The organism is Rhizobium sp. USDA 3886 (genome assembly GCF_056279785.1).
In genome coordinates, this window is record NZ_JBWCDC010000001.1 from 3,987,345 (window position 1) to 4,013,806 (window position 26,462).

21 protein-coding genes and 2 pseudogenes are annotated in these 26,462 nt (G+C 61.8%); 11 read left to right on the top strand and 12 right to left on the bottom strand.

The annotated features are described in order from the left end of the window. Positions 1–580 precede the first annotated feature (580 nt). Both ACZ9BX_RS19935 and ACZ9BX_RS19940 read left to right on the top strand, forming a co-directional pair. The gene (locus tag ACZ9BX_RS19935; RefSeq protein ID WP_476219813.1) at positions 581–787 is read left to right on the top strand and encodes a hypothetical protein; all 207 of its coding nucleotides are present in this window, start codon (positions 581–583) and stop codon (positions 785–787) included. A gap of 191 nt (positions 788–978) precedes the next feature. Then, on the top strand, positions 979–1,314 hold the full coding sequence (locus ACZ9BX_RS19940) for a hypothetical protein (protein WP_087005591.1): 336 nt from the start codon (positions 979–981) through the stop codon (positions 1,312–1,314). A 318-nt stretch (positions 1,315–1,632) separates the two neighbouring features. Here the strand turns inward: ACZ9BX_RS19940 and ACZ9BX_RS19945 are convergent, their stop codons facing one another. After that, positions 1,633–2,190, bottom strand: coding sequence for a histidine phosphatase family protein (locus tag ACZ9BX_RS19945; protein WP_476219816.1), 558 nt, complete (start codon positions 2,188–2,190; stop codon positions 1,633–1,635). A 211-nt stretch (positions 2,191–2,401) separates the two neighbouring features. On the opposite strand from ACZ9BX_RS19945, the gene ACZ9BX_RS19950 reads away from it, so the two are divergent. From ACZ9BX_RS19950 to ACZ9BX_RS19960, 3 genes are all read left to right on the top strand, one after another. After that, on the top strand, positions 2,402–2,611 hold the full coding sequence (locus ACZ9BX_RS19950) for a CbtB domain-containing protein (RefSeq protein WP_027508197.1): 210 nt from the start codon (positions 2,402–2,404) through the stop codon (positions 2,609–2,611). Between the two features lie 12 nt (positions 2,612–2,623). Next, positions 2,624–3,358 (top strand): CbtA family protein, encoded by a 735-nt coding sequence (locus ACZ9BX_RS19955; protein WP_476219818.1) that lies wholly within the window; start codon positions 2,624–2,626, stop codon positions 3,356–3,358. 114 nt (positions 3,359–3,472) lie between these two features. Continuing rightward, a complete protein-coding gene (locus ACZ9BX_RS19960; protein WP_476220078.1) occupies positions 3,473–4,087 on the top strand; it encodes a hypothetical protein in 615 nt (204 codons plus the stop codon). Here ACZ9BX_RS19960 and ACZ9BX_RS19965 read toward each other — a convergent pair. After that, the gene (locus ACZ9BX_RS19965; protein ID WP_476219819.1) at positions 4,072–4,734 is read right to left on the bottom strand and encodes a sulfite oxidase-like oxidoreductase; all 663 of its coding nucleotides are present in this window, start codon (positions 4,732–4,734) and stop codon (positions 4,072–4,074) included. The genes ACZ9BX_RS19960 and ACZ9BX_RS19965 overlap by 16 nt on opposite strands. Positions 4,735–4,886: 152 nt before the next feature. On the opposite strand from ACZ9BX_RS19965, the gene ACZ9BX_RS19970 reads away from it, so the two are divergent. From ACZ9BX_RS19970 to ACZ9BX_RS19995, 6 genes are all read left to right on the top strand, one after another. Further along, positions 4,887–6,719 carry a sensor histidine kinase gene (locus tag ACZ9BX_RS19970; protein WP_476220079.1) on the top strand — a complete coding sequence of 611 codons (1,833 nt, stop codon included), beginning with the start codon at positions 4,887–4,889 and terminating at the stop codon, positions 6,717–6,719. Continuing rightward, positions 6,716–8,044, top strand: a complete 1,329-nt coding sequence (locus ACZ9BX_RS19975; RefSeq protein WP_027508202.1) for a sigma-54-dependent transcriptional regulator — start codon at positions 6,716–6,718, stop codon at positions 8,042–8,044. The genes ACZ9BX_RS19970 and ACZ9BX_RS19975 overlap by 4 nt, the downstream gene beginning before the upstream one ends. A 199-nt stretch (positions 8,045–8,243) precedes the next feature. Further along, on the top strand, positions 8,244–9,227 hold the full coding sequence (locus ACZ9BX_RS19980) for a tripartite tricarboxylate transporter substrate-binding protein (protein WP_476219821.1): 984 nt from the start codon (positions 8,244–8,246) through the stop codon (positions 9,225–9,227). Between the two features lie 198 nt (positions 9,228–9,425). Continuing rightward, positions 9,426–9,887 carry a tripartite tricarboxylate transporter TctB family protein gene (locus ACZ9BX_RS19985; RefSeq protein WP_027508204.1) on the top strand — a complete coding sequence of 154 codons (462 nt, stop codon included), beginning with the start codon at positions 9,426–9,428 and terminating at the stop codon, positions 9,885–9,887. 9 nt (positions 9,888–9,896) lie between these two features. Continuing rightward, positions 9,897–11,402 (top strand): tripartite tricarboxylate transporter permease, encoded by a 1,506-nt coding sequence (locus tag ACZ9BX_RS19990; protein WP_476219823.1) that lies wholly within the window; start codon positions 9,897–9,899, stop codon positions 11,400–11,402. A gap of 85 nt (positions 11,403–11,487) precedes the next feature. After that, positions 11,488–12,657 carry a M20 aminoacylase family protein gene (locus ACZ9BX_RS19995; RefSeq protein ID WP_027508206.1) on the top strand — a complete coding sequence of 390 codons (1,170 nt, stop codon included), beginning with the start codon at positions 11,488–11,490 and terminating at the stop codon, positions 12,655–12,657. A 119-nt stretch (positions 12,658–12,776) separates the two neighbouring features. On the opposite strand, the gene ACZ9BX_RS20000 is transcribed toward ACZ9BX_RS19995, so the two are convergent. The 10 genes and pseudogenes from ACZ9BX_RS20000 to ACZ9BX_RS20045 form a co-directional block, all read right to left on the bottom strand. Continuing rightward, the gene (locus ACZ9BX_RS20000; RefSeq protein ID WP_476219824.1) at positions 12,777–14,564 is read right to left on the bottom strand and encodes an adenine deaminase; all 1,788 of its coding nucleotides are present in this window, start codon (positions 14,562–14,564) and stop codon (positions 12,777–12,779) included. Continuing rightward, positions 14,561–15,482: pseudogene (locus ACZ9BX_RS20005) on the bottom strand (nucleoside hydrolase). Before ACZ9BX_RS20005 ends, ACZ9BX_RS20000 begins: the two are co-directional and overlap by 4 nt. Positions 15,483–15,487: 5 nt before the next feature. Next, on the bottom strand, positions 15,488–16,510 hold the full coding sequence (locus tag ACZ9BX_RS20010; RefSeq protein WP_476219826.1) for an ABC transporter ATP-binding protein: 1,023 nt from the start codon (positions 16,508–16,510) through the stop codon (positions 15,488–15,490). After that, positions 16,503–17,283: pseudogene (locus ACZ9BX_RS20015) on the bottom strand (ABC transporter permease). The gene ACZ9BX_RS20010 and the pseudogene ACZ9BX_RS20015 overlap by 8 nt, the downstream one beginning before the upstream one ends. After that, the gene (locus ACZ9BX_RS20020) at positions 17,280–18,107 is read right to left on the bottom strand and encodes an ABC transporter permease (protein ID WP_476219828.1); all 828 of its coding nucleotides are present in this window, start codon (positions 18,105–18,107) and stop codon (positions 17,280–17,282) included. Before ACZ9BX_RS20020 ends, ACZ9BX_RS20015 begins: the two are co-directional and overlap by 4 nt. Positions 18,108–18,180: 73 nt before the next feature. After that, positions 18,181–19,203 (bottom strand): ABC transporter substrate-binding protein, encoded by a 1,023-nt coding sequence (locus tag ACZ9BX_RS20025; RefSeq protein ID WP_476219830.1) that lies wholly within the window; start codon positions 19,201–19,203, stop codon positions 18,181–18,183. Further along, on the bottom strand, positions 19,200–20,249 hold the full coding sequence (locus ACZ9BX_RS20030; RefSeq protein WP_476219832.1) for a LacI family DNA-binding transcriptional regulator: 1,050 nt from the start codon (positions 20,247–20,249) through the stop codon (positions 19,200–19,202). The genes ACZ9BX_RS20025 and ACZ9BX_RS20030 overlap by 4 nt, the downstream gene beginning before the upstream one ends. A 164-nt stretch (positions 20,250–20,413) precedes the next feature. After that, complete coding sequence (locus ACZ9BX_RS20035) at positions 20,414–21,856, bottom strand: efflux transporter outer membrane subunit (protein WP_476219833.1); 1,443 nt, start codon at positions 21,854–21,856, stop codon at positions 20,414–20,416. 158 nt (positions 21,857–22,014) lie between these two features. Then, entirely contained in the window at positions 22,015–25,119 is a 3,105-nt protein-coding gene (locus tag ACZ9BX_RS20040) for an efflux RND transporter permease subunit (RefSeq protein ID WP_476219835.1), read from the bottom strand. A 47-nt stretch (positions 25,120–25,166) separates the two neighbouring features. Continuing rightward, a complete protein-coding gene (locus ACZ9BX_RS20045; protein ID WP_476219837.1) occupies positions 25,167–26,387 on the bottom strand; it encodes an efflux RND transporter periplasmic adaptor subunit in 1,221 nt (406 codons plus the stop codon). Positions 26,388–26,462: the final 75 nt, after the last annotated feature.

The following is a 26,462-nucleotide window of genomic DNA, read 5'->3' on the forward strand; positions in this document are numbered from 1 at the left end:
CGCGGCAGACAAATTCGTCATCTTTGTGAATGTCCTGGCAGAGCGGTCAGCCCTCCATCACATAAATCGTGGCGTCGTCCTGCTTATCGCGCAATCCCTTGTAGGAGGAATGCCGCCCGATGCGCGGGAAGCCTTCAGTTCGCATGCGCAATAATTAACGGAATGCCGCAGAGGTGTCGAGCGCGGGCTACAATGCTGAGGCGATCTTTGCATCGCACGTGGCTTTCGTGTCGGTTGATGAATTAAGCCATCGGACGACTTTGGAACTTTCAACCGCCTCAAATGTTGAGCAGAATGGATCGTGCGGCCAAGCTCTCCTGTAACCGTGCTTCCCTCTTGCACGTGGCTGTGCGGTCCGCCTCAATCTCCGAGTATCGGTATGATAGGGTACGGAAACCATGGTCCGTATGATGCGTTCCCGACGTTCCTCTTTGTCAACAAATAGCCCCGATTCGTTGGGGCTCTTTGTGGTGAAGGAGCGAAGTGATTACGCGCACCGAAACTCACGCGAGATATAAACTTCTGGCTCGATGGACACTACTCGGATGGCATCACCTATCGAGTTGAGCAGGATTGCCCAGTGGTAGATGAGCTCGCATCGATCTCTGCCAACATGAGTAATTTTCAATCGGTTGCCATCATGATTGATGACGTCCGGTGCTTCCTCCCTGAGAACTGGGAAACCTATCGTTACCCCGATATTTCACAGTTGATCGACTGGGCGAAGCAAAGGGAATTCTATTGGCGAATAGAGCACGATATTTTCATTATGAAAAATCGTGTTTGACCCCTTTCGCGCGTCGCGCGGGCGCCAGGGAGCTGTCTTCTACTCCCGCGCCGCCTGCGCTTGATGAGCGCCATTGTCACCCCGGTATGATCAGTTCCCTTGCTATTTCTTGCTTCCCCGGGTTGATAGGTGCTTGGAACCAAGCGGGTGGCATTTTCGTTTTCCTTTCGGCGTTCAAGAAAGGAAATCCAATGCAGGTCGTCGGAACACAGGTTATCCCCCTTGGGGGCGGGAAGGCTGGCTTTACGGTCGAATTCGTCGGCGACGGCGGCGAGGTCGTTTCCGTCCAGTTGAGGAACGATGCTGAACGCTCGCTCAATCGCCAGAATGCCATAGAAAAGGCGAAAGAACTGATGAGCCAGATCGCATCCGTCAAGACGCCGGAGGGCGGGACGATGAGCGTCAAGCTGAGCGCGCGCGCGTCTCACGATCGTTTGACGCTCGAGGAGCAGCTTGACGAGGGGCTCGAGGATACGTTTCCGGCCAGCGATCCAGTGTCGGTGACGGGCACGACTATCAAGCACTAAAATGAATGTCCTGGTAGTTCTGAAATTCCCGTTCGATAGAGACTTAAAGAAAAGGCGAGCAGTTTGACAACTGCTCGCCTTTTCTGCCTATGTCATCAGCAACGGAACGCTGATGACAAGGCCGACGAGAATAACGGCGGTCGCGATCCGCAAAAGACGCATGCGCCGTGTACGCTCCCCACTCCAATCATAGGTCATGGCCTGTCTCCTCGGGGCAAGGACTTAGCGCCCGGTAAACCGGGTTCAATAGCTATGACGCAACTTGCTTGCGTAAGGCTGATCTAATTTAATGCTTGAAAAATTAGCGAAATAACGACTTCAGCCGCCGAAGCGAAGTACCCAGCGGCTGCCATTATGGGTCATGCGGATGACGGATAAGGGTTCGATATCCACAAGCCAGAAAGAGGAGAGCGGGGCCTTCAGCACGTTCAGGATAGCAGTGCGTATGAGCGCGGCATGACTGACGGCGACGACATGGCCGCCGAGCGCTGCTTGCATTTCCATCCATTTGGCCGGCCGCTCTGCGAGTTTACTGATGCTTTCGCCGCCATGCGGTGCCGATTCCGGGTCGCTCATCCAGGCGAGCAGGTTGTCGGGCTCCTGCGTCTGCAGGTCGGCGATCGCCGCTCCGCTCCACCGGCCGTAATCGCAGTCGGCAAGCAGCGAATCGGGAAGAGAGCTGAGCGAGAGCGCTTCTGCGGTTTGGCGCGTGCGCAGCGCCGGACTTGTGAGGACGCGATCGGCCCGCTGTAGCTGACCGGCAATCGCCCGCGTCTTCGCGACGGCGTTTTCCTCAAGCGGTTCGTCTAGCGGAAAGCGGCCGCTACGGCCGGCGCTCGTCAGGTCGTGGCAGATCCAGGTGAGCCGGGTATGCACGTTCCTTTGTTCTCCGGAAATGCGATGGGGAGCCAGATGAAGTCTCGTTGACAGTTCTCCGCGCGTAGATATAACGGTCATGTTGCGGGTTTGGAAGCCGGTGAAAATCCGGCGCGGTCGCGCCACTGTGACCAGTCTGCGAAAGCAGGCTGGAAGTCAGACCCTACCGTACAACGCTCTTTCTACTGAACGCGTCTTCCAGGAGGAAAACATGTCTGACACCACTTTCGCGCCCGTCGCAGCACCAGCGCCGATCCCGGTAGGGGAAATCCTGCCTTGGGCGATCTTCGGCGGCCTGCTGATGATCATCGCCATCTATTTCGTCGGCACGGAAGAGGGCGCCATGGCGCTGTTTTCCGGCGGCTACGTCCACGAATTCGTGCATGACGGCCGCCACCTTCTCGGCTTCCCCTGCCACTAAAGGACGACAGACATGGTTGGAACTCTTTTGCTCCGTGGCATGCTCGCGGGGGCGGTCGCTGGCATTCTGGTGTTTGCCTTTGCCTATACATTCGGCGAGCCGCTGGTCGATCAGGCGATTGCCTTCGAGGAAGCCGCTGCCCGGGCCGCCGGCGAAGCTGCCGAGCCTGAACTCGTCAGCCGTGCCACACAGGCCGGTCTCGGCCTCTTCACCGGCGTGATGACTTATGCGATTGCTGTCGGCGGCCTCTTCTCGCTCGCCTTCACCTTCGTTCACGGCCGTTTCAGCCAGCTCAGCGCCCGTGGCACAGCCGCGGTGATCGCGCTTGCCGCTTTCGTTGCAATCGTCCTCGTTCCTGCGGTCAAATACCCGGCCAACCCGCCGGCGGTCGGCAGTCCGGATACGATCGGCGTGCGCACCGAGCTTTTCTTCCTGATGATCGTCGTTTCCGTTGCCTCGCTCATCGCCGCGGTGGCGCTGGCGCGCAATCTTTCGGCACGTTTCGGCATTTGGAACGCTGCGATCCTCGCGGGTGCCGCCTATCTCGTCTTCATTGGCCTCGTTCAGTACATGCTGCCGCCGATCAACGAGATACCGGAGTATTATTCGGCGACGGTGCTCTGGCGCTTCCGCACGACATCGCTCGGCATGCACGTCATCCTGTGGGCGGCGCTCGGGATCGTCTTCGGAGCGCTAGCCGAACGCCGTCTGGCGCTACGGGCGGGTATGCGTCCGGCGTTCCGGTGATCCGGACTTAGTGCGTTGCCTCTTAGTGGGCTCTTCAAAAGAGAACTCCTCATTCCTGTGACGAACACAGGGATGAGGGAACACTTGGCAACATTGCGGCGATCTCGTCCGCCGATGGGGGCGAAGCGATGGGTGGCAAGACTAAGTCTGACGGCACTTTTTTTGTCCGTCACCGGCAGCGCACTCGCCCACAGCAGCAACTCCGCTGGCAGCCATGCCGGCATCCCGATCCCGGAAATCTCGCATGGCGAGATGGCGGTGATGGCGGAATACCGGGATCGGATCATCGATCTTGCCTCGCGGGCGACCGATACCAACGAGCCGTTCCGGCGGGTGCTGAACTATGCGCGGATCCAGTATTCCTACTGCTTCTGGGGCCGAATGCCCGGCAGCGTGACGGACGAGCGCAGCCCGTTCAACGAATGCGCCCATGCTTATCTCGCGGCAACCAAGGCCGTGCTGATCGCCATGGGCGACATGCCGCGGGAAGCCGATGCGGCATCGGCGATCATTACAGATGCCGATGCCGAGATGGTACGGCGCGGACTTTCGCTGATCACCTGCCGCTTCAGTGGCGAGACATTCAACACGGCGAATGTCGTGCGCCCGCGCTGGAGCGAGATTCCGATGCACGCGGCAAGCATGGCGTCGCTATCGGCGCTTATGGGCATTCTCTTAGGCGTGTTCTTTGCGGCCAAGCGCCTGCTTAGCGGTCAGTCGGCCGAATAGCGCTGCTCGCGCCACGGGTCGCCATACATGTGGTAGCCGTTCTTCTCCCAGAAGCCGGCGTGGTCGGCGGGGATGAGGTCGATGCGGCAAAGCCACTTGGCGCTTTTCCAGAAGTAGAGATGCGGCACGACCAAGCGCATTGGACCGCCGTGATCGCGCGTCAGCGGCCGGCCTTCCCACGACGTTGCAAGGATGGCTTCTTCGGCTGCGAAATCGGCGAGCGGCAGATTGGTCGTATAGCCGTCATGGCTCGTCAGCATCACGTAATTGGCTTCCGGCTTCGGCATTGCGAGATCGAGGAGGTCGCGTGTCGAGACGCCCTTCCATTCGTTGTCATAGCGCGACCATGTGGTGACGCAGTGAATGTCGCTGATCTTCGTGCTTTGTTCGAGCGTCTGAAAGGCGGTCCAGCTGAAGTCGAGCGGCGTTTCGACGAGCCCGCGCACCTCCAGCCGCCATGTGTCCAGTGAAATAACCGGCTGCTGGCCGAGGTCGAGAACCGGCCAGTTCTTGACGAGATGCTGGCCGGGCGGCAGACGCTCGGTTTCCGGACGGCTGATGCGGCCGGTGAGAAACTTGCCCTCGGCAGCCCAGCGGCGCTTCGAGGTGGTGAGTTTGCTGTCGGCGGGGTTCTGCTCGTCGCTCATGCAGGGTATCCTCATCGCGTTGGCGCAATAGGATATCCAGGCCCCGTGCGAGTCAAGACAATCCGCCTCTTGGAAATCCGGTATCCGGTCATTAGACTTGACGTGTCGGGTATGCCTCTCGGGGGAGGAGGCGCAAAGGGGAGGAGCCGGACCTGTCGTCCAGACACAGGCTGATATTCGCGCTGTTTTCGGTGCCGTTTGTCGTCTTCGCGTTCTTCTATTATGGCGGGGCGGTGGCGACGCGCGCCTATATGGGCGAGGCGTCATCCCAAGGCGGAACGGCGCTCAGGTTGGCGGTTTCCGCGCTCAGCGGCCACCTCAACCGCTATGAGGCGCTGCCGGCGTTGATTGCCGATCACGACAACATCAAGGAACTAGTCAGCCGCCCGGACGACCAAGTGTTGCGCGATGCGGCGAATCTCTATCTCAAAGAGATCAACGGGCTTCTGAAATCCTCCGATATCTATGTGATCAAGCCGGATGGCGAGACGATCGCGGCAAGCAACTTCGACCTGCCGGCCAGCTTCATCGGCGAGAATTTCAGCTACCGGCCCTATTTCCAGGATGCGCTTGCCGGGCGCCAGTCCCGGTTCTATGCGCTGGGAACCACCTCACTGAAACGCGGATATTATTTCGCCTCGCCGATCCATGCGGATGCCGAAATCCGCGGCGTTATCGTCTTCAAGGTCGATATCGACATGATCGAGGCTTCGTGGGGCGACGGCGAATACCGCATCTTCGTGTCGGATCCCGAAGGCATCATCTTCATGTCGGGCAAGCCGGATTGGCTCTATAACGGCATTTTGCCGCTGACGGCAGACCGCATCGCGCGCACCGGAGCGTCGCGCCGCTACGCGAACGCGCGGTTGACCGCGCTGCCGATCACGCGCAGCCATTTCGAAGAGCATGAGCTGATGTCGCTTGTCGAAGAAGGCATGCAAAAGGAATACCTCGTGCTCTCGCACTATATGCCGGCCGAGGACTGGACCGTGAACGTACTGATGGATACCGGTTCCATCCGCACGCAGGCGCGCACCGCACTTGGCGCCGTCTTCCTCATTCTCTGCATCGCCGGGCTGGCGATCGCAATCTTCCGGCAGCGGCGGATGCGGCTCAACGAGCGCATGCATCTGCAGGCGGAAGCGCGCAACGAGTTGGAGCGGCGCGTCGAGGAGCGCACCGCCGACCTTGCCCGCGTCAACAGCCGTATCGAAGAGGAGATCGCCGAGCGGCGGCTGACCGAGCAGCAGCTTCGCCAGACTCAGGCCGATCTAATCCAGGCAGGCAAGCTCGCCGGGCTTGGCCAGATGTCGGCGGCACTCTCGCATGAGTTCAACCAGCCGCTTGCCGCAGCAAAGACCTATACGGACAGCGCGGCCGTGCTCCTGGATCGCGGGCGGACGGCGGAGGCACAGGACAATATCCAGCGTATCGGCGGGCTCATCGACCGCATGGCATCCATCAGCAAGCATCTGCGCAACTTCGCCCGTAAGCCGAACGAGAAGCTCGGCCCGGTGCCGCTTGATGAAGCGATCCGCGATACGCTGGAGATCATCGCCTGGCGGCTGAAGGCGGCAGATGCCGACTTGCGGGTCGATCTCGGCCCCCGTCCTCCCGTCGTCCGTGCCGGGTCCGTACGCCTGCAGCAGGTTCTGGTGAATGTGATTTCGAACGCGGCCGACGCCGTTGAAGGTCTCGAAGACCGGCGGATCGAGGTGACGGCCCTGGAGGAGAAGGGCAAAGTGGTGCTGACGGTACGCGATCATGGACCGGGCGTGCCGGCGGCGATCGCCGAGCGCATCTTCGATCCCTTCTTTACAACCAAGGGCGTTGGCAAGGGACTGGGGCTCGGGCTTTCGATTTCCTACAATATCATCAAGGATTTCGGCGGCAGCCTGATGGCTGCCAGTCATCCGGAAGGAGGTGCCGTGTTCCGCATCGATCTGCAATCGGCGGCCGGTATGATGCCAGAGGCGGCGGAATGAGTGAGCAGAAGATCTTGCTGGTGGACGACGAAGAGGAGCTGCGCCGGTCGACGGCGCAGGCACTGGAGCTTTCGGGCTTCAGCGTCGAGACGTTTTCCACCGCCGACCATGTGCTGGAGCTGATCGGCTATAGTTTTGCAGGGGTCGTCGTCAGTGATATCCGGATGCCCGGCACCGACGGCATGACGCTGATGCAGAAGATCCGCGAGATCGACGTGGAAGTGCCGGTTATCCTCGTCACGGGCCATGGCGACGTGCAGCTGGCGGTAAAGGCGATGCGCGAGGGCGCTTATGATTTCATCGAAAAGCCGTTCACGCCGCAGATGCTGGCGGGAGTGATAAGGCGGGCCATGGAGCGCCGCAGCCTCGTGCTGGAAAACCGCGTGCTCAGGGCCGTTGCCGGGAAACGCGACGATATCGAAGCGCGTCTGCCGGGCCGCACGCAGGTGATGGTGGATTTGCGCTATCGCATCCGCGCGATCGGGGCGAGCGATGCCGATACGCTGATTGTCGGCGAGACGGGAGCGGGTAAGGAGGTCGTCGCGCGGGCGCTGCATGACATCAGTGCCCGGGCGAGCCGGCCGTTCATAGCCATCAACTGCGCGGCGCTGCCCGCAAACCTGATCGAGAGCGAACTTTTCGGCCACGAAGCCGGTGCGTTTCCCGGTGCAGTACGGCCTCGCTATGGCAAGTTCGAGCACGGGCGCGGGGGCACGATCCTGCTCGATGAAATCGGGTCGATGCCGTTTGATTTGCAAGCGAAATTCCTGCGCGTGCTGCAGGAGCGGGTCATCTCCCGCCTCGGCTCGAACGACATCGTGCCGCTCGACGTGCGCTTCATCGCGACCAGCAAGGTCGATCTCGAAGTCGAAGTCGCTGCGGGACGCTTCCGCGCCGACCTTCTCTACAGACTGAATGTCGCGACGCTGCACGTACCGGCACTGGCGCAACGGCGGCCGGATATCCCGCTGCTGTTCCTCCAACTCGTCCGCGAGGCGGCCGCACGCTACGGCCGTGACGAGATGGCGGTACCACCCGAGGTGATTTCCGACATCGCCCAGCGGGATTGGCCTGGCAATGTGCGCGAGTTGCGCAATGCCGCGGACCGCTTCGTGCTCGGCCTCGACGGCGAGCGGCAGTTGGGCGAGGTCAGCGGCCTTGCCGATCGAGTCGCGGAGTTCGAGCGTAGCGTGATCGCCAGTGCGCTTGTAGCGCATGGCGGCAGCCTCAAACCGGTCTACGAGTCGCTGCAGATTTCCCGGAAGACACTGTACGAAAAGATGCAGAAATACGGGCTGGACAAGAAGCTACTCGTCTCCGAGTAGGCGAATGGGTGGATTTCCACACATCATCAAACCCGTTTGTTTCCGAATCGACCCATGCTGCGCCGCACACGTGAGGAATTCGCGCGAAGGGGAGGGCGGGGCTGATTGCGGTAGCAGGTTCAGGACGTGCTAATGGCCTTATTCGCATTGGCGCGTGGGAAGCGTCGGTGGTATTTTGTTTTCATCAGGGAGGAAAAAGATGAAAATCCTGAAAGCCATGCTTGGCATGACGGCGGCCGTTGCCGTCTCGCTTCTCGCAAACGGCGCATCCGCGCAGACCTATCCAGAGCGCACAATCACGATGGTCGTGCCCTTCTCGGCCGGCGGCCCGACCGATACGGTTGCCCGCCTCGTTGCCGAATCCATGTCCAAGGACCTCGGCCAGCAGATCGTCATCGAAAACGTCGGCGGCGCGGGCGGTACGCTCGGCGCGGGACGGGTGGCCGCAGGCAGCCCGGATGGCTACACCATCCTCCTGCACCACATCGGCATGGCGACCAGCGCCACGCTCTACCGCAAGCTTGCCTATGAGACGCTCGGCGCCTTCGATTATGTCGGCCTCGTCACCGAGGTTCCGATGACGATCGTTGCCCGCAAGGATCTGGAGCCGAAGGACCTGAAAAGTCTGATCGATTATGTGAAGGCGAACAAGGATACGGTGACCTACGCCAATGCCGGCATCGGCGCCGCCTCGCATCTTTGCGGCATGATGTTCATGAGCGCGATCCAGACGCCGTTGACGACTGTCCCTTACAAGGGCACCGGCCCGGCGATGACCGACCTTCTCGGCGGCCAGGTCGACATCATGTGCGACCAGACGACCAACACGACGAAGCAGATCAAGGGCGGCACGATCAAGGCTTACGCCGTCACCTCGCCGAAGCGTCTCGACGTCCTGAAGGATATCCCGACGGCCGTCGAAGCCGGTCTGCCCGGTTTTGAAGTCGGCATCTGGCACGGCATCTACACACCGAAGGGTACGCCGGCAGAGGTCAACGAGCGTCTGTCGAAGTCGCTGCAAGTGGCGTTGAAGGACCAGAACGTTGCAGCTCGCTTCGCGGAACTCGGCACTGCGCCGTCGGCGGAAGCCGACGCTACGCCTGCCGCCCTGAAGGCGAAGCTTGAAGGCGAAATCGCTCGCTGGAAGCCGGTGATCGACGCTGCCGGCGAGTATGCCGACTGAGGCGTAGTGCCATTTGGCCCCCTCACCCTAACCCTCTCCCCGCTGGGGAGAGGAGACTCTGGTAAGCATTCGGCATGACTTCCGTGAGCGGGAACAGTGCCACACGTCCCTTCTCCCCGGCGGGGAGAAGGTGGCGGCAGCCAGATGAGTGAGAACCACTTGCGCTGAGGGAAACCATCTCCAACCCACGGAGACACCATGAAATCGGTTAGTTTCGATGCCACCAATGTCATCTGCGGCGCACTGCTCGTCGCGACCGGCGCATTTTTTGCGATCCAATCCTACAGTCTCGATTTGGGGACGACGCTCCGCATGGGCCCGGGCTACTTCCCGCTGCTGCTTTCAGCGGTGCTGATCATTCTCGGCGCGGCCGTCTTTGTTCAAGCGATCCGCGCGCAGGGCGAGCCGATGGGGCCGCTTGCCTGGCGCGGCATGCTGTTCATCCTGCCTGCGCCGATCTTTTTCGGGCTGACGGTCCGGGGGCTGGGATTCGTGCCTTCGATCTTCCTGACCGCTTTCATTGCCTGCTTCGCCTCGCATCGGATGACGGTGCTCCGCGCGATTTTGCTCTCGGCTCTGCTGACGGCCTTTTCCGTCGGTGTTTTCAGTTACGGTCTCGGATTGCCGTTCGAGCGTTTTGGCCCCTGGGTCCGGTTCTAGGAGGCCGCGATGGAACTTTTCAGCAATCTGGCACTCGGTTTCGCGACGGCGGCAACGCCGGCCAATCTTCTCTTCTGTCTGATTGGCGTTCTGCTCGGTACGCTGATCGGCGTGCTGCCCGGCATCGGCGCCACGGCGACGATCGCCATGCTTCTGCCGATCACTTTCCAGCTTGAGCCGGTGTCTTCGCTCATCATGCTCGCCGGCATTTATTATGGCGCGCAGTATGGCGGTTCGACGACGGCGATCCTGATCAACATGCCGGGCGAATCCTCCTCCGCGGTGACCGCCATCGACGGCTATCAGATGGCGCGGCGCGGCAGGGCGGGGGCGGCGCTTGCGATCGCAGCGCTCGGTTCCTTCTTCGCCGGCACGGTTTCGACCTTCCTTGTCGCGATCTTCGCGCCGCCGCTGACCGATATCGCCCTGCGCTTCGGCGCTGCGGAATATTTCTCGCTGATGGTTGTCGGCCTGGTGTCGTCGATCGCGCTGGCCCACGGTTCCGTCATCAAGGCACTGGCGATGGTGGTGCTCGGGCTGCTGCTGGGCCTCGTTGGCACGGATATCTATACCGGCACACCACGCTTCACGCTCGGCATCCGCGAATATGCGGACGGCTTGAATTTCGTGGCACTTGCTGTCGGTGTCTTCGGCATCGCCGAAATTCTGCGCAACCTGGAAGGGGAGAAGAACCGAACGGTTGTGATAGCAAAGGTCTCCGGCCTGCTGCCTTCACGCGAAGAATTCAAGGAGATGATCGCGCCAGTGCTTCGTGGCACAGCGATCGGCTCGGCTCTCGGCATCCTGCCGGGCGGCGGCGCGATCCTCGCGTCCTTTGCCTCCTATACGGTCGAGAAGCGGATCTCGAACAAGCCGAAGGAATTCGGCCAGGGTGCAGTTGCCGGCGTCGCAGGCCCAGAGTCGGCCAACAATGCCGGCGCGCAGACCTCGTTCATTCCGCTTCTCACACTCGGCATCCCGGCCAATCCGGTGATGGCGCTGATGATTGGTGCGATGATCATTCAGGGGATCGTGCCGGGACCGAACGTCGCGACCGAGCAGCCGGCGCTCTTCTGGGGCATCATCGCCTCGATGTGGATCGGAAATCTGATGCTCGTCGTCCTCAACCTGCCGCTGATCGGGCTCTGGGTGAAGCTGCTGACAGTGCCGTATTACGTGCTCTTCCCGATCATCATGGCCTTCTGCTCGATCGGGGTCTACAGCGTCAATTCCAACGTCTACGACCTCTATGCCGTCGCCTTCTTTGGGTTCATCGGCTACCTCCTCGCCAAGCTCAGATGCGAGCCGGCGCCGTTGCTGCTCGGTTTCGTGCTGGGTCCGCTGCTCGAAGAAAACCTGCGGCGGGCGATGATCCTTTCGCGGGGCGATCCGATGACCTTCGTTTCGAGGCCGATCAGCGCGGTCCTTCTTGCGATCGCCGCGGCAGTCCTCATCGTCGTCTTCCTGCCGAGCGTGAAGAAGAAGCGCGAAGAGGTCTTCGTCGAGGAGGGTTGAAGTTCGCCGCTCTTTGTTGAACAAAGGATAACCCGACGCGGGCGCCGTTTTGGCGCCCGTTTCGCATGACAGGACATCCAGGCCCATGAACATCCCCGCACGGATCAAGGACGATCTGGCCTTTCTCACATCGCTGCGCCGCGATCTGCATGCCCATCCGGAGCTCGGCTTCGAGGAGGAGCGCACGAGTGGCATCGTGGCGAAGCTGCTGGAGGAAGCGGGCATCAAGGTGCATCGCGGCCTTGGAGGCACGGGGGTCGTTGGCACACTGCAAGTGGGAAACGGCACGCGAGTGATCGGCCTTCGCGCGGATATGGATGCGCTCGCGATGCCGGAGATCGCCGAGCGACCGTACAGATCGACCATGCCCGGCAAGATGCATGCCTGCGGACATGATGGACATACCGCCATGCTGCTCGGCGCGGCGCGTCATCTGGCGGCGAGCACGGGCTTTTCGGGCACCGTGCATTTCATTTTCCAGCCGGCGGAGGAAGGCAGAGGTGGTGCAAGGCGGATGGTGGAAGAGGGGCTTTTCGAACTCTTCCCTTGCGATGCCGTCTACGGTCTGCACAACCTGCCGGGGCTTGCCGTCGATGAGATTGCGGTGGTCGAGGGGCCGCAGCTTGCCTCTTCGGATAGCTGGCGCATCACCTTTCGCGGAACGGGCACGCACGGCGCAAAGCCACATCTTGGACGCGACCCGATTACCGCAGCAGGCACATTCCTTGCCTCGCTGCAGACGATCGTCGGCCGTGTCGTCGACCCGCTGCAGCCAGCCGTCGTAAGCGCATGTTCGCTGCAGGCGGGTGACCCGAAGGCGCTTAACGTGATCCCGGACGTGGTCGAGATCGGCGGGACCGCGCGGGCCTATTCCGCCAACGTGCGCGACCAGCTTGAGCAGGAGATCGGCCGCCTCGCTGAGGGTACGGCGGTGATGTATGGCATTGCCGCTGACTATCAATTCGAGCGGCGCATTCCGCCGGTCGTCAACGATGCCGACGCGACGCAGCGGGCGGTGGCTGCCGCACGGGCAGTGTTTGGAGAGAAGGTGCGCACCAGCTTTCCGCCTTCGACGGCTGGGGACGACTTCGCCTTCTTCGAACAGAATGCGCCGGGCTGTTACGTGTGGCTCGGAAACGGGCCTGCCATTGATGGCGCTTTGCACCACAATACCGCTTATGACTTCAACGATGATGCGCTTGGGTATGGTGCGGCCTATTGGGTGAAGCTGGTAGAGCAGGAACTGGTGGCGTAGGCAGCTTTGCGGTAGCCCCTCTTCTCCCCAGCGGGGTCCGAAGGACGGATCGAGACCGTTGGCTCGACCCTGGTCGGCCCAAAGGGCCGGATGAGGGGGAGCGGTAACTCCCGCTTCAGCTACAAAATTTCCAACACGGGTCCCTCGAGCAGCTTCCCGGTCAAAACATCTGCAATTCCCCGATCCGTCTGATGCGGACCGGCGTTGCAGGCGAGCGTTGCGCCGAAGCAGGCCTTGAAGACGAGGTAGGGTGGCTGCCAGTCGACGATCTTTTCCATTGCCTTGCGGATGTTGCGGAAGGCGGAGGCGGCGTCCTCCAGCGAAATTTCGGTGACGAGGCCGGAAAGCGGCAGGGGGAGCACTGCTTCGATCTGGCCATCCCTGGCGACAGCCATGCCGCCACCGGCGGCGATGACGGCGTTAGCGGCAGCCGCCATATCCTGCGTATTGCCGCCAAAAACGGTGAGGTTGTGGCTGTCGTGCGAGACCGTGGTGCAGAAAGCACCCCGCCATTCACCCCAGCCCGTCAGGAACCCAATACGCGGGCGGCCATCCGCCTTGCCATGGCGATGGGCGACGGCGATCATGGCGCTGCCCGGCGGCGGCACGACGAAGCCGTCTTTCACCTCGGCTTCGGCCTCGCCCCATTGCGTGAAGCGCGGTTGGTCGATGGTGGCGACGCGGACGCGGTGGCCTTTCGACGGCATTTTGAAATCGTCTTCGCTCAGCGGCGAGAGTTTCACAGAATTGACGAGCGGCGTCGCGTCGAGTGAATGGACCGGCGACGTGAGCCTGCCGTTCTGTGCCATCACGCGGCCGTTGGCAATGACCGTGCGAGCCTTGAAATCCTGCAGGTCTTCGAAGAGGACGATATCCGCGCGGCGCCCGGCGGCGATCAGCCCGAGGTCGGTGCGCTTCAGCCGCTGGGCGGCATTGAAGGTCGCGGCACAAAGCGCCCATTCAGGCTTCAGACCGTAGCGCACCAGACGGCGGATGACGTCATCCAGGCCGCCATCCCTTTCGAGCTCATCCGGGAAGACATCGTCGGTGCAGAGCGTCACCGTCGGTGGCATGTGGCCGATGCCGTTCAGCGCTTCGACGAATTCTTCCAGGAGATGATCATGCGAACCGCGAAGCTCGATCGTCATCCCGGCGGCGAGCTTGGAAAGAAGGTCGGCGCCGGAGGTCAGCTCGTGATCGGAGGTGATGCCGGCCGCCATGAAGGCGTTGAGGTCGGCGCCTTCCAGACCCCGGGCATGGCCGCAGACGAGCTTTCCGGAGGCGAGGCCGGCATTGACAATCGCGCTCATGCGCGGATCGCCATCGATGACGCCGCGCATGTTCATGACTTCGGCGACGCCGCCGAGCGCCGGCGAGCGCAGCATCCCGGCAACCACCGGAGCATCAAAGTCGGCGCCTGCCATTTCCAGATCGGGCACCGAAGGCACGCAAGATGGTGCGAGCAGGATCATGCGCAGCGGCAGAACGCGGGACGCCTCGATCGCCCAACGTACGCCGTCAAGGCCTTGCACATTGGCGAATTCGTGCGGATCCCAAAGGATCGTCGCCACGCCGCGCGGCAGGACCGCCGCGGTATATTCGGCGGGCGTTACCATCGAGCTTTCGATATGCATATGCGTATCGATCAGGCCGGGTGTAACGAACGTGCCACTGGCATCGATGATTTCGGTCGCGTCGGTGCGGCTGCCCGGCGCATGCACGCTGGCGATCAGCGCACCGACGAGGCCGATGTCCGCATCGCGGAAGCGGCTGGTGACCACGTCGAGCAGTTTGCCGCCGGCGATCAGCACGTCGAATGGAGCCGCACCCCTCGCCGCCGCAACGGCGCGGGCGCGCAGCGAAGGATCATTGATATCTGCGGGTTCCCGGCCAAGTTCAGCGTTCATTTGCGGGCCTCATTGAGCAGGGCTGCGAGGATGATGGTGCGCGCCCTCTCGGCATCGATATCAGCAGCGAACTGGGTGTTGAACGTGGCATGCGTGGCGCGCGTTTCGACGACCGTGCGGCCGCGGGTCAAAGACCCTGCCAGCTCGACATCGATGCGGGCAGCGCGGAAGCTCACCGCATCCGGTGCCACGAAGGCGACGGCGGCACACGGATCATAAATCGCCATGGCCGGGCGGCCGCGGCTGGTGCCAATGCGGATATAACCGGCAAGCATGTCGGCGAGCAAGTCGGCGTTGGCGCCACCCGCGGCACGTATAGGCTCGACGTCTTTCGGCTCGGCGAGCACCTTGCGGCAGAGGTCGAGATCGACCATGCGCAGCGGCAGGCTGTGGGCAATGACGATCGCGAGCGCTTCGGGATCGGCAAAAGCGTTGAATTCCGCCGAGGCCGTATGATTGCCAGCGGTGACGCCGCCGCCCATCCAGGTGAGTTCGGTGATGCGGGCGGCAAGATCCGGACGTGCGAGTGCTACGGCCGCGATATTCGTCAGCGGGCCAAGGGCCAGTATGCGCCGCGGACCGTCAGCCTCAAGCCAGGCGGCAGAGCGCGGTGAAGGCGTCGCTTTGCGGAAGTGCCGGGGCGTTCGGCAGGCCTTTGCCAATGGTGGGTATACCGGTATCGCCGAGGATTGCCTGTGCAGTTTCGAGCTTCCCAAGAACGGGCTGAGCGCGGCCGGTATGGATGGGGAACTTCCAGCCGAAGGCTTGCGCGGCGCCTGCGGCATTCGCCTGCACCTGCGGCAGCGGCGTATTGCCGAAGACGAGCGAGACGCCGTCGATCTTGAGTTCGGACTGACCGACCACCAGAATGGCGGCGATGTCGTCAAAACCTATGTCAGTATCGATCCAAACACCCATGATCGTCACCCGAAACGCGAGAGGGTTGCCGCCGCTGCAAGCGGCAGGTCGAAGGAAAGTGCTGCGCCCATTTCGTGAGGCGGCCGGCTGGCATCCACCTCGGCCTTGATCGGCCCGAGCGGCGTATCCAGCAGATATTCACGCGTGCCGCCGGCAAAGGAGGTGCCGCGCACGGTGCCCTGGAAAGGACCGGAACCAAGGGCGACCGTGCTCGGCCGCCAGGCGAGCCCTGCTGCCTGCGGGGGAGAAGCGGGGAGTTCAATGGCGCCGTTCGGTGTGACAAGCCTGCCGTTTTCCAGCTTGAAGACATTCTCGAAGCCGACGAAATCGGCGACGAAGGCGGAGACCGGCTTGTTGTAGATTTCCTCCGGCGTGCCGATTTGCTCGACGCCGCCGTTCAGCATGACCACGATACGGTCCGCAAGTGCCAAGGCCTCCACCTGGTCGTGGGTGACGAAGATCATGGTGACGCCGGTTTCCTTCTGCACGCGCTGCAGTTCGGCGCGCATTTCCAGACGTAGGCGCGCGTCGAGGTTGGAGAGCGGCTCGTCGAGCAGCAGCACCTTCGGCTCCATGACCATGGAACGGGCAAGCGCCACGCGCTGCTGCTGGCCGCCGGAGAGTTCTGCAGGCTTGCGATCAGCGAACTTGGCAAGGCCGACAGACTTGATGCCGGCGCTGACCTTCGCATCGAGATCCTTGCCGCCGATGCCCTTCAAGCGCAGGCCAAACGCGACGTTCTCATAGACCGTCAGATGCGGGAACAGGGCATAGGACTGGAAGACGAGGCCGACGGCGCGCTTGTTGGCCGAAACGTGGGTGATGTCGACGCCATCGAGATTGATGTGACCGGAGGCAGGCGTGAGCAGACCTGCAATGGAGCGCATCGTCGTCGTCTTGCCGCAGCCCGACGGGCCGAGCAAGGCGACGAGTTCGCCTTTGCCGACCGAGAGGTCGAGGTCCTTCACCGCGATGGTATCGCCGTAGGCCAGCGTCAGCTTTTCTAGTCGAAGATAGGCATCATACATAACGAGAGAATCCCAGGAAGCGTTCGGCGAGGAAGACGATGCCGATGGAAAGGAAGGCGAGCAGCGAGGAGAGCGCTGCAATTGACGGATCGTAGGTGGTTTCCATGTAACCCAGCATGTCGATCGGCAGGGTGCGGACGCCGGGGCCGGACCAAAAAAAGCGAGACTGGCACCTGGTTAAAGCTGGTGACGAAGCCGAGAATGAAGGCAGCTAGGATGCCGCCGCGGATATTCGGCATCACGACGCGGAAGAAAGCGCCAAGCCGCGAGGAGCCGAGCAACACGGCGGCCTCCTCGATGTCGGAGCGCAGATTATTAAGGCTCGCGGAGACGACGCGCACGGCATAGGGCAGGACGAGCGCCGTGTGAGCGAAGAAGAGCGCCAGCGTGATGTTGAAGCCGAAAGGCACCACGAGATAACGCAGCATGGCAAGGCCGACGATGATGCCCGGTACGATGATCGGTAGGGAGACCACGGTGCGGACCGTTTCACCGAAGGGCAGCGAATAGCGCGACAGAGCGTAGGCGGCCGGAATGCCGAGCACGAGGGCGGCGAGCGTTCCGAAGACGGCGAGCAACATCGACATCGAAAAGCTGTCGCGGAAGCTCTCAATGGTGAATACCTTGAACACCCAGCGAAGCGAAAGGCCCTGCGGTGGAAAGGAGAGCGTATCCCCGGCCGAAAGCGACGCGGCGATGATGATCAGGAACGGCCCGATCAGGAACGTGAGCACGAGGAAAAGCACGATCGGCGGGAAAAGGCGAGCGGTCATCGCTTGTTCCTCGCGGTTGCCAGGCGCTTCAGCAGGATGTTGGCGGCAAAGCTCATAACGATCAGCATGAAGGCGATGACGCTTGCCGAAACGAAGTTGTTGGCGACCGAGACCTGCTGGTAGAGCAGCGTCTCGAGCATCAGCACCTTGGAGCCGCCGAGCACGGCGGGCGTGATATAGGCGGTGAGCGAGCCGGTGAAGACGAGGGTTCCGCCAACCACGAGGCCTTCACGGGTTAGCGGCAGGATGACCTTCCAGAAGACCTGGAACCAGTTGGCACCGAGCACGCGGGCCGCCGGGATCGCATCCTTCGGCATGTTTTCAAGCGCGCTGATCAGCGACAGGATCATCAACGGCAGGAAGAGCTGCAGCAGGCCGATGAAGACGGCGGTCTCGGTGAAGAGTAGGCGTAATGGTTCGCCGCTGAAACCCATGCCGGTCACTACCTTGTTGACGATACCGGTGCGGCCGAGGATGACGATCCAGGCATAGGTACGGGCAACGGGGGAAATCATCAGCGGCAGGGTGATGAGGCCGATCATCCGTCCCTTGCCTTTGGGCGGCAGGTTGACGATGACGAAAGCCGCGGCATAGCCGATGACCGCGGAGACTGCCGTCACCTCGAGACCAAGCTTGAAGGTGCGGATGAAGACGGTGCGGTTCAGCGTGCCGGAGAAGAAGTCGCCATAGGCGGAAAGCGTCCAGGCGCCTTCCAGCCGAAAACCTTCCGAAAGCAGGATGGCAACGGGCACCAGAAAGACCATGGCGGCAAAGACTGCTGCGGGCAGGGCGAGCGCCAGAGCTTCTGCTCGGTTCTGAAACATGATGCGTCTTTCGATTGGCGGGAGACAGCGGGAGAATGGTCCCGGTAGACCGGGACCAGATGTCACGAGCGCGTTACTGGCCGACCTTGACGTTCCACTCTTTGAGCCACGCGTCTCGATTGTCGAGCGCTGCGGCGGACGGAATGAGCTTGAGGCTCTTGGCGGTGTCCTCGCCATAAGTGAGGTTGTTTGCGGCGGCTTCGGAAACCTTCACGTCCTTGTTGGCCGGGCTATCGATCAGCTTTTCGGCAAGTTTCGTCTGGATGTCGGTCGAGAGCCAGAAATCCATGAACTGCAACGCCAGATCCTGGTTCTTCGAGCCCTTGGTGACGACCATGACGTTCATGCCACCCGTCTGGCCTTCCTTCGGCGTTGCCCAGGCGACCGGAACGTCGAGCTTGGTGAATCCCGCCCAGGAGAAACGGCCGATCGGGGCTGCCCAGATTTCCTCTTGCTGCATCAGCTGTACAAGCTGCGAGGATTTTTCGTAGAAGGTGACGATATCGTCCTTCTTCTCGCCGACAGCTTCGATCGGACCCTTGAGGTCGGCCGTGTCCTTGCCGAGCGCCAGGCCGAGCATGTAGAGCGCCGGCGGTCCCTGATTGGTGGTCACGTTCGGGAAGGCGACGTGGCCGACATATTCCGGCTTCAGAAGATCGGCCCAGGACTCGATCTTCATCTTGTCGGAACGGTAGGCGATCGACGTGGCGTAAAATGTATAGCCGACGCTCATGCCGTCGCTGTTCGGGTCCTTGGCGAGATCATAGAGCTTGTCGAAATTGGTGAGCTTGGAAGTGTCGATCTTGTCGATCAATCCCTTGCGGGAGGCCGAAAGCGCGTCTGCCATGGAGACGACCGCCATATCGACGACCGGGTTTGTCTTGTTCGCCTCCAGCTTGGCCAGGCGCTCGACGCTGTTGCCCGTCTCGACGACGAGCTTGCAGCCGCATTGCTGCTCGAAGGGGTCGTAGACCAGCGTCTTGAAGTCGTCCTGCGCAAAGGCATAGACGGAAACGGTAAGCGTCCGCTCCTGCGCCATGACGCCGAACGGGACAAGCGCGAGCAGCGCTGCCGATGCGATGAGGGATGTCTTCATGTCAGGAGTTCTCCATCTGCAGGTTTTCTTGAACCGGGGCTCACCGGCCCGGATGATTGGCGGGCAATCAGTTGCATGGGCACGCGGTCATTCTCCGCGGTTACGAGTGCGCCCTCCCGGGTGCTGTTTGTTTTTATGCTGTCGAGCAAAGCCGAAACGGCGATCGCGGCGATTAGGTCCATGTCCATTTTTACCGTGGTGAGCGCGGGTGTTATCACCGGAGACCAGATGAGGTCGTCGAAACCGGTGACGCTGGCCTCGGCAGGCACATCGATACCGTCGCGCTGCAGCTCCGTGAGTGCTCGCAGCGCCTGAAGATCGGACAAGGCGGCAAAGGCGGTGAACCCCTCCTCGACCTTTTTTGCCAGGCCGAGAGGACAGCCACTGCCGGCACGGTGCTCGAGCTTTTCGATCCAGAGCGTTTCGGCGCTCATGTCCGGGCGAAGGCCCGAACGGATGCCGCCCGACCGGTCGTTCTGCACGTTTGATTCCGGATTGTTGCCGATGATGAGGATCCGCTTATGGCCGAGATCGGCAAGGTGGGCGGCGATTAGCTGGCCGCCCTGCCAGTGATCGGCGGCAACCGTATTGCCGGGGGTTGATGCCGTGTCGATGACTGCCACAGGACAGCTTGCCGCGGATATGCGCGTTGCGCGGCGGGGCACGATGACCATGCCGTCGACGCCGCGCTCGACCAGCCGGTTGATCGCCTCCGTCTGCGCCGAGACATTGCCGCGCGAATCGGCGATCAGCACGCCGTAACCGGCAGAAGCGGCTGCAAATTCGATTGCCTGCGCAATCTTGGGAAAGAGGGGGTTTGCGATATCCGGAAGAACGAGACCGAGCACGCCGCTTCGGCCGGTGCGAAGCGCCCGCCCTGCCTGGCTTGGAACATATCCAAGTTCCGCGGCATGTTCCCTGATCTTTCCGGCTAGCTGTTCCGAGACGCGCCCCTTGCCGGAAAGCGCGTTCGACACCGTTGCGACGGACACGCCAAGCGACGTGGCAATCCTGCTGAGGTTCGGTGCCGGGCGCAACTGAGCCATGGTTTTCATAGTGCTTTGATTAATCGTTTAATCATACCTACCTGAGGCGTGGTGACTTGTCGAATCCATTTTATGGGGTGGCGCGATTGCACACGGGAATTTTCGTGAAGCAATAAAAAAGCCCCGCATTGCGGGGCTTTTTATCATTCGTAGAAATGGCTTGCTCAGCTCTTTGTGGGTCCCTTTGCCACGGCGGCGGAGACGGCGTTGACCTTGCCGCCCGGGGCATAGCCGCCGCCGATGGCGACGTTGAGCGAGACGTAGTCCTTGGCCATCTGCTGCACCGAAGCGGCAAGACTTGCCTGGGCGAGCGACACCTGGCGCTGGGCGTCGAGCACGTCGAGCAGCGAGGAGGCGCCGTCCTTGTAGCTCGCCGTCGACAGTTCCAGCGATTCCTGCGTCGTCTTGACCTGGGCGCGCAGCGCTTCCACCGTCTGGGCGTCGCGGCGTACCGCCGACAGCGCGTTCTCCACCTCTTCGACGGCGTTGAGCACTGCCGCCTTCCAGGCGAAATAGGCGGTTTTGGCGTCCGACTTGGCGATGTCGACATTGGCGCGCAGGCGGCCGCCGTCGAAGATCGGCAGGCTGAGCGTCGGGCCGAACGACCAGGTGGTCAGGCCGCCGCCGCTGCCGCCGGCCGGGTTGACCCAGGTCGGCGAGATCGCGCCGGAGAGCGAGATCGACGGATAAAGCTGCGATTGGGCGACGCCGATATTGGCGGTCGCCGCCGCCAGATTGCGCTCGGCCACGCGGATGTCGGGACGGTTGCGGATCAGGTCGGCCGGAATGCCGGAGATGATGCCGGCACGGTAGATCGGCTGGGAAGCACCCTTCTGCAGCTCGGCCATCAGCGCCGACGCCGGCAGACCGAGCAGCGTGGCAATGTGATGCGCCGAGACGCGGAAGTTGGTTTCGAGATTAGGGATTTCGGCCTGCGTCGACTGCACCAGGCCCTCGGCCTGGACGACGTCGAGCCTGGAGGCTGCCCCGGCTTCCAGCTGGAACTTGGTGAGGTCATAGGTCTCCCGGCGCGATTGCAGGTTGGCCTTCGACAGCGCAATGCGCTCCTGGAAGAAGCGGGCGTCGATATAGGTCGAGACGAGGTCCTGCAGGAAGGCCAGCCGGGCGACGTCGGCGCTGGCATAGGCCGAATCGAGCGAGGCAAGCGCGCTTTCCTTGGAGCGGCGGTACTGGCCGAAGAGGTCGAGCAGCCAGGAGACGTTGGCGTCGCCGCCGGTGGTGTTGGTGGCGCCCACCCGGGTGCGCTCCGAGCCCATCTGGCCCGATACCGTGTGCGAGGCGCCGACCACCAGGCTCGGCAGCGAGCCGGCGCCGGCAACCGTCACATTGGAGGACGCCGAATTGATGCGCTCCATCGCCTGCAGCACGTCGAGGTTCTGGTCGATGCCGCGCGCCACCAGGCTGTCGAGCTGCCTGTCGCGATAGGCCGACCACCAGGCCACCGTCGCAACATCGCCGATCTCCTTCTTCCCGCCCTCGCCGAACTTTGCCGGCAAAGGCATCTCAGGCGGCGTGTGATCCGGGCCACTCACGCAGCCTGCAAGCAAAAGCAAAAGTGCCGGTGTGGCAAAACGAAGAGATACCATTCATTTCTTCCTGTAACTCGACCAAGTCTCAATTCTTGCCAAAAGCATCATGCTTTGCCGTCGGCCGCGCTTCGTCCCAACGAGGTACACCATGCCGAAGCAGTCCGCGGGCAATGTATCAACGAGTCTTTCATTCTGGCAGTGCATTTTTATCACACTCACGCCACAATTTTCCGGCGGCGGGAGAAGAGGCGGCGGATGACGACGAAAAAGGACGGCACGAAGAAAATCCCGAGCGCAGTCGCCGCGAGCATGCCGCCGAGGACACCGATGCCGATAGCGTTCTGGGCTGCGGAGCCCGCGCCAGTTGCGACGGCAAGAGGCACGACGCCCAGAATGAAGGCAAGCGAGGTCATGATGATCGGACGCAAACGCAGCCTTGCCGCCTCCAGCGTCGCCTCGAAGAGGCCCATTCCGGTCTCCATCCGGTCCTTGGCGAATTCGACGATCAGAATCGCGTTCTTTGCCGCCAGACCTATCGTCGTCAGAAGACCGACCTTGAAGTAGACGTCGTTCGCCTGCCCGAAGAGGGTCGCGGCGGTCAGCGCGCCGAGTACACCGACAGGCACCGCCATGATGACCGAGAAGGGGATCGACCAGCTTTCATAGAGCGCTGCGAGGCAGAGGAAGACGACGAGCACGGAGATGGCGTAGAGCATCGGCGCCTGCGAGCCCGAGAGCCGCTCCTGATAGGAGATGCCCTGCCAGGCGACCGTGTAGCCGCCGCCGAGCTTCGCCGTCAGGGTCTCCATCTCGTTCATCGCATCACCGGAGCTGACACCCGGCGCCGAAGCGCCTTCGAGCGGGATTGCGCTCACCGCGTTGAAGCGGGCAAGCGTCGGCGCACCCTTGACCCATTCCGTCGTCGTGAAGGCGGAGAAAGGTACCATTTCACCCGAATTGTTGCGGGCGTACCAGTGGTCGAGATCGGTCGGCTGCATCCGGAAGGGCGCGTCGCCCTGCACGTAGACCGGCTTGATCTCGCCGTTCAGCGTGAAGTCGTTGACGTCGCGGCCGGTAAAGATAACGGAAAGCATCGCATTGACCGCGGAGATATCGACGCCCATGGCACCAATCTTCTCCTGATCGATGACGATCTTCATCTGCGGTTCGACCTCCTTGTTGTTGCTGCGGAGAGCAACCACCCTGCCGCTGGCACTGGCCATCTGGATCAGCTGCTTGGAGGCGGTATCGAGTGCCGCCGTGCCGTGTCCGCCGGTGTCGACGAGATACATCGAGAAGCCGCTGGATACACCGAGACCCTGGATCGCCGGGGGCAGCAACGCAAAGACCTGTGCTTCGCGGAAGGTGAAGAAGGTCTTCAGAGCGCGCGTCACGATCGCCTGCGCGTGCTGATTGGGATCGCTACGAAGTGAAAAATCCTTGAGCTTGGTGAAGACGATCGCGCTGTTCTGGCCGGAGCCGTTGAAGCCGAAGCCGAGGGCGCCGAAGACCGATTCGACGGCGTCCTTCTCGTTTTCGCGATAGTATTTCTCGACCTTCTCGACGACCGCCTGCGTTTGCTGCGTGGTCGAGCCGGGTGGTGTGGTGACGATCGTCAGCAGAACGCCCTGGTCTTCCTGCGGCAGGAACGAGCTCGGCAGGCGCGTGAAGAGATAGGCACAACCGGCGCCGACAAGCAGGAACACCAGCATGACCCGGATCGGACGCTTCAGCAGATAGCCGATAGTGCGGACATAGCCGTTGGTCGACCGCGTGAAGTTGCGGTTGAACCAGTCGCCGATGCGGTGCTTCTTGTGTTCGCCGACGGGTTTCAGCATGCTCGCGCAGAGCGCCGGCGTCAGCACGATGGCGACGAGGGCCGAAAGCAGCATGGCCGAAACGATGGTGACCGAGAACTGACGGTAGATGATGCCGGTGGAGCCGCCGAAAAAGGCCATCGGAATGAAGACCGCGGTCAGAACGAGCGCGATGCCGACGATGGCGCCGGTGATTTCGCCCATCGACTTCTCGGTCGCCTCAAGCGGCGACAGCTTTTCCTCCGACATGATGCGCTCGACGTTCTCGACAACGACGATAGCGTCGTCGACGAGAAGGCCGATCGCAAGAACCATGGCGAACATGGTCAGCGTGTTGATTGAATATCCCGTTGCCGCGAGAATGCCGAAGGTACCAAGCAGGACCACCGGCACGGCGATGGTCGGGATCAACGTCGCGCGCAGGTTCTGCAGGAAGACAAGAAGAACCACGAAGACGAGAACGATCGCTTCGATGAGGGTGTGGACGACCTTCTCGATAGACAGTTCAACGAAGGGCGTCGTGTCGTAAGGATAGGTGATCTCGACGCCTTCCGGCAGGCCGCGGCCGATCGTGTCGAGCGCAGAACGAACGCGCTCTGCGGTGTCAATGGCGTTGGCGCCTATCGCGAGATTGACGGCGAAGCCGCTCGACGGCTGGCCGTTGTAGCGCGATGAGCCGCCGTAGTTTTCCTGGCCGATTTCGACGCGCGAGACGTCGCTGAGGCGGACGGTGGAGCCGTCCTTTTCCACTTTCAGAATGATCCGCTCGAAATCTGCGACCGTCGTCAGCTGGCTCTGCGCCGTGATCGTCACGTTCAGCTGCTGGCCTTCGACGAGCGGCTGCGCGCCGAGGGAGCCGACAGAGACCTGCGTGTTCTGTGCCTCGATGGCGGAGGTCACGTCGCTTGGCGTCAGCTGGTACTTCTGCAGCTTGAAGGGATCGAGCCAGACGCGCATGGCGTAGCCTGAACCGAAGATATTGATGCTGCCCACGCCTTCGAGGCGCTGGATCTGATCTTCGATCTGATTCGACAGGATGTTGCCGAGATCGACGGAATTCCGCTTTCCATCGGTCGAAACCAGCGAACCGACCAGCAGGATACTGGACGTCGAGCGCGTGACGCTGATGCCGGCATCGATGACGTCGTCGGGAAGCTGCGATTGAACGAGCTGCAGCTTGTTCTGGACCTGAACCTGCGCGATGTCCGGGTCGGCGCTTGTTCCGAAAGTCAGCGAGATGCTGGCCGAACCGGTCGACGAGGTCGACGTCATGTATGTGAGATCGTCGAGGCCGGTCATACCGTCTTCGATGATCGTCGTCACCGATTTCTCGACGGTTTCGGCACTCGCACCGCGATAGGTTGCGTTGATGCGCACCGTGGTGGGCGCGATGTCCGGATATTGCGAGATCGACAGCGTAAAGATGCCGAGCAAGCCCGCGAGCATGATGGTGATCGCAATAACCCAGGCAAAAATCGGGCGTCGGATGAAAAACTTGGCCATCAAATTATTCCTGTGCGGCTTGGGTCAACGTTCGAGGCGGGCGCGTCTTACTGCGCGGCCGGCTTCTGGGCGTCACCGGCCGCTGCCTGCTCGGCAGCCACGACCACACCGTTTTCATTGATCTTCATCGGGACGGGCGTGACCGGCATGCCCGGCGCAATCGACTGCAGACCGCTTATGATCAGCTGATCGCCATCCTTCACGCCGTCGGTCACAAGCCAGGAATTATTGGAGGGCGAGGCGTTTTCGAAGACACGGGTCTCGACCTTGCCGTCAGCGGAGATGAACTGCGCCGTCAGGCGTCCGGTTGCGTCACGGCTGGTGGCGAGTTGCGGCAGGGCATAGCCGACTTCGGCGCCGAGTTCGACGGTTGCGCGGACGTACATGCCCGGCAGAATGACGAGATCCGGATTTGGGAAGAGCACGCGGATGATGAAGGTGCCGGTCGTCTCGCTGACGATCTGCTTCGACATATCCAGCTTGCCCTTTTGGGCGTATTCCTTGCCGTTTTCCAGGATGAGCCGGAAGGCGACATTTCCGCCTTCGTCCCGAACTGTGCCGGATGCCATGGCATCGCGCAGCCTGAGGAGATTGGTGCTCGATTCCGTCAGCGAAACGTAGATCGGGTCAAGCTGGCGGATCGTCGTCAGCGCCGTCGTCTGGTTGGCGGCAACGACGTTACCCACGTTATAGATCGTCTGGTCGATGACGCCGTCGAACGGGGCAGCGATCTTCGTGTGGTCGAGATCGATCTGCGCAGCGGCGAGGGCGGCCTTGGCCGATTCGACCTCGGCATGCGCCTGGAGAAGAGTGGTCTTTGCCGTTTCGAATTCGATCTGCGTTGCGCCGCTGCCGACGAGACGCTGGTAGCGGTCGAAATTGCTCTGCGCGCTCGGCACGCTGGCTTCGGCCTTGGCGATTGCGGCCTTGGCCTGTTCGACGGCCGCAACATAAGGCGCGTCTTCGATCTGGTAGAGAAGGTCGCCTTTCTTGACTTCGCTACCTTCCCTGAAGGCGATTTCGCGAATGATACCACTGACCTGCGGGCGGATATCAGCCGTCTGATAGGCCTCGGCCCGACCCGGAAGGATCGTCGTGACCGGGAAAGTGTCCTTCTCCAGCGCCAAGACGCCGACCGGGGCTGCCTGCTGTGCCGCCGCTCCAGGCGCACCGGTGCCGCCGGCCTGGTTGTTGCCGTTGTCGCTGCAGGCCGTGAGTAATGCGCCAAGCAACAAAGCTGAAGAAATGATGAAGCCACGCCGTATCATGCTGAAGTCCCTTGCGGTTGGCATTTGCGGATCGGATCATCGGCTCCATCGAGGAGCGCTGCCCCCATATAAGGA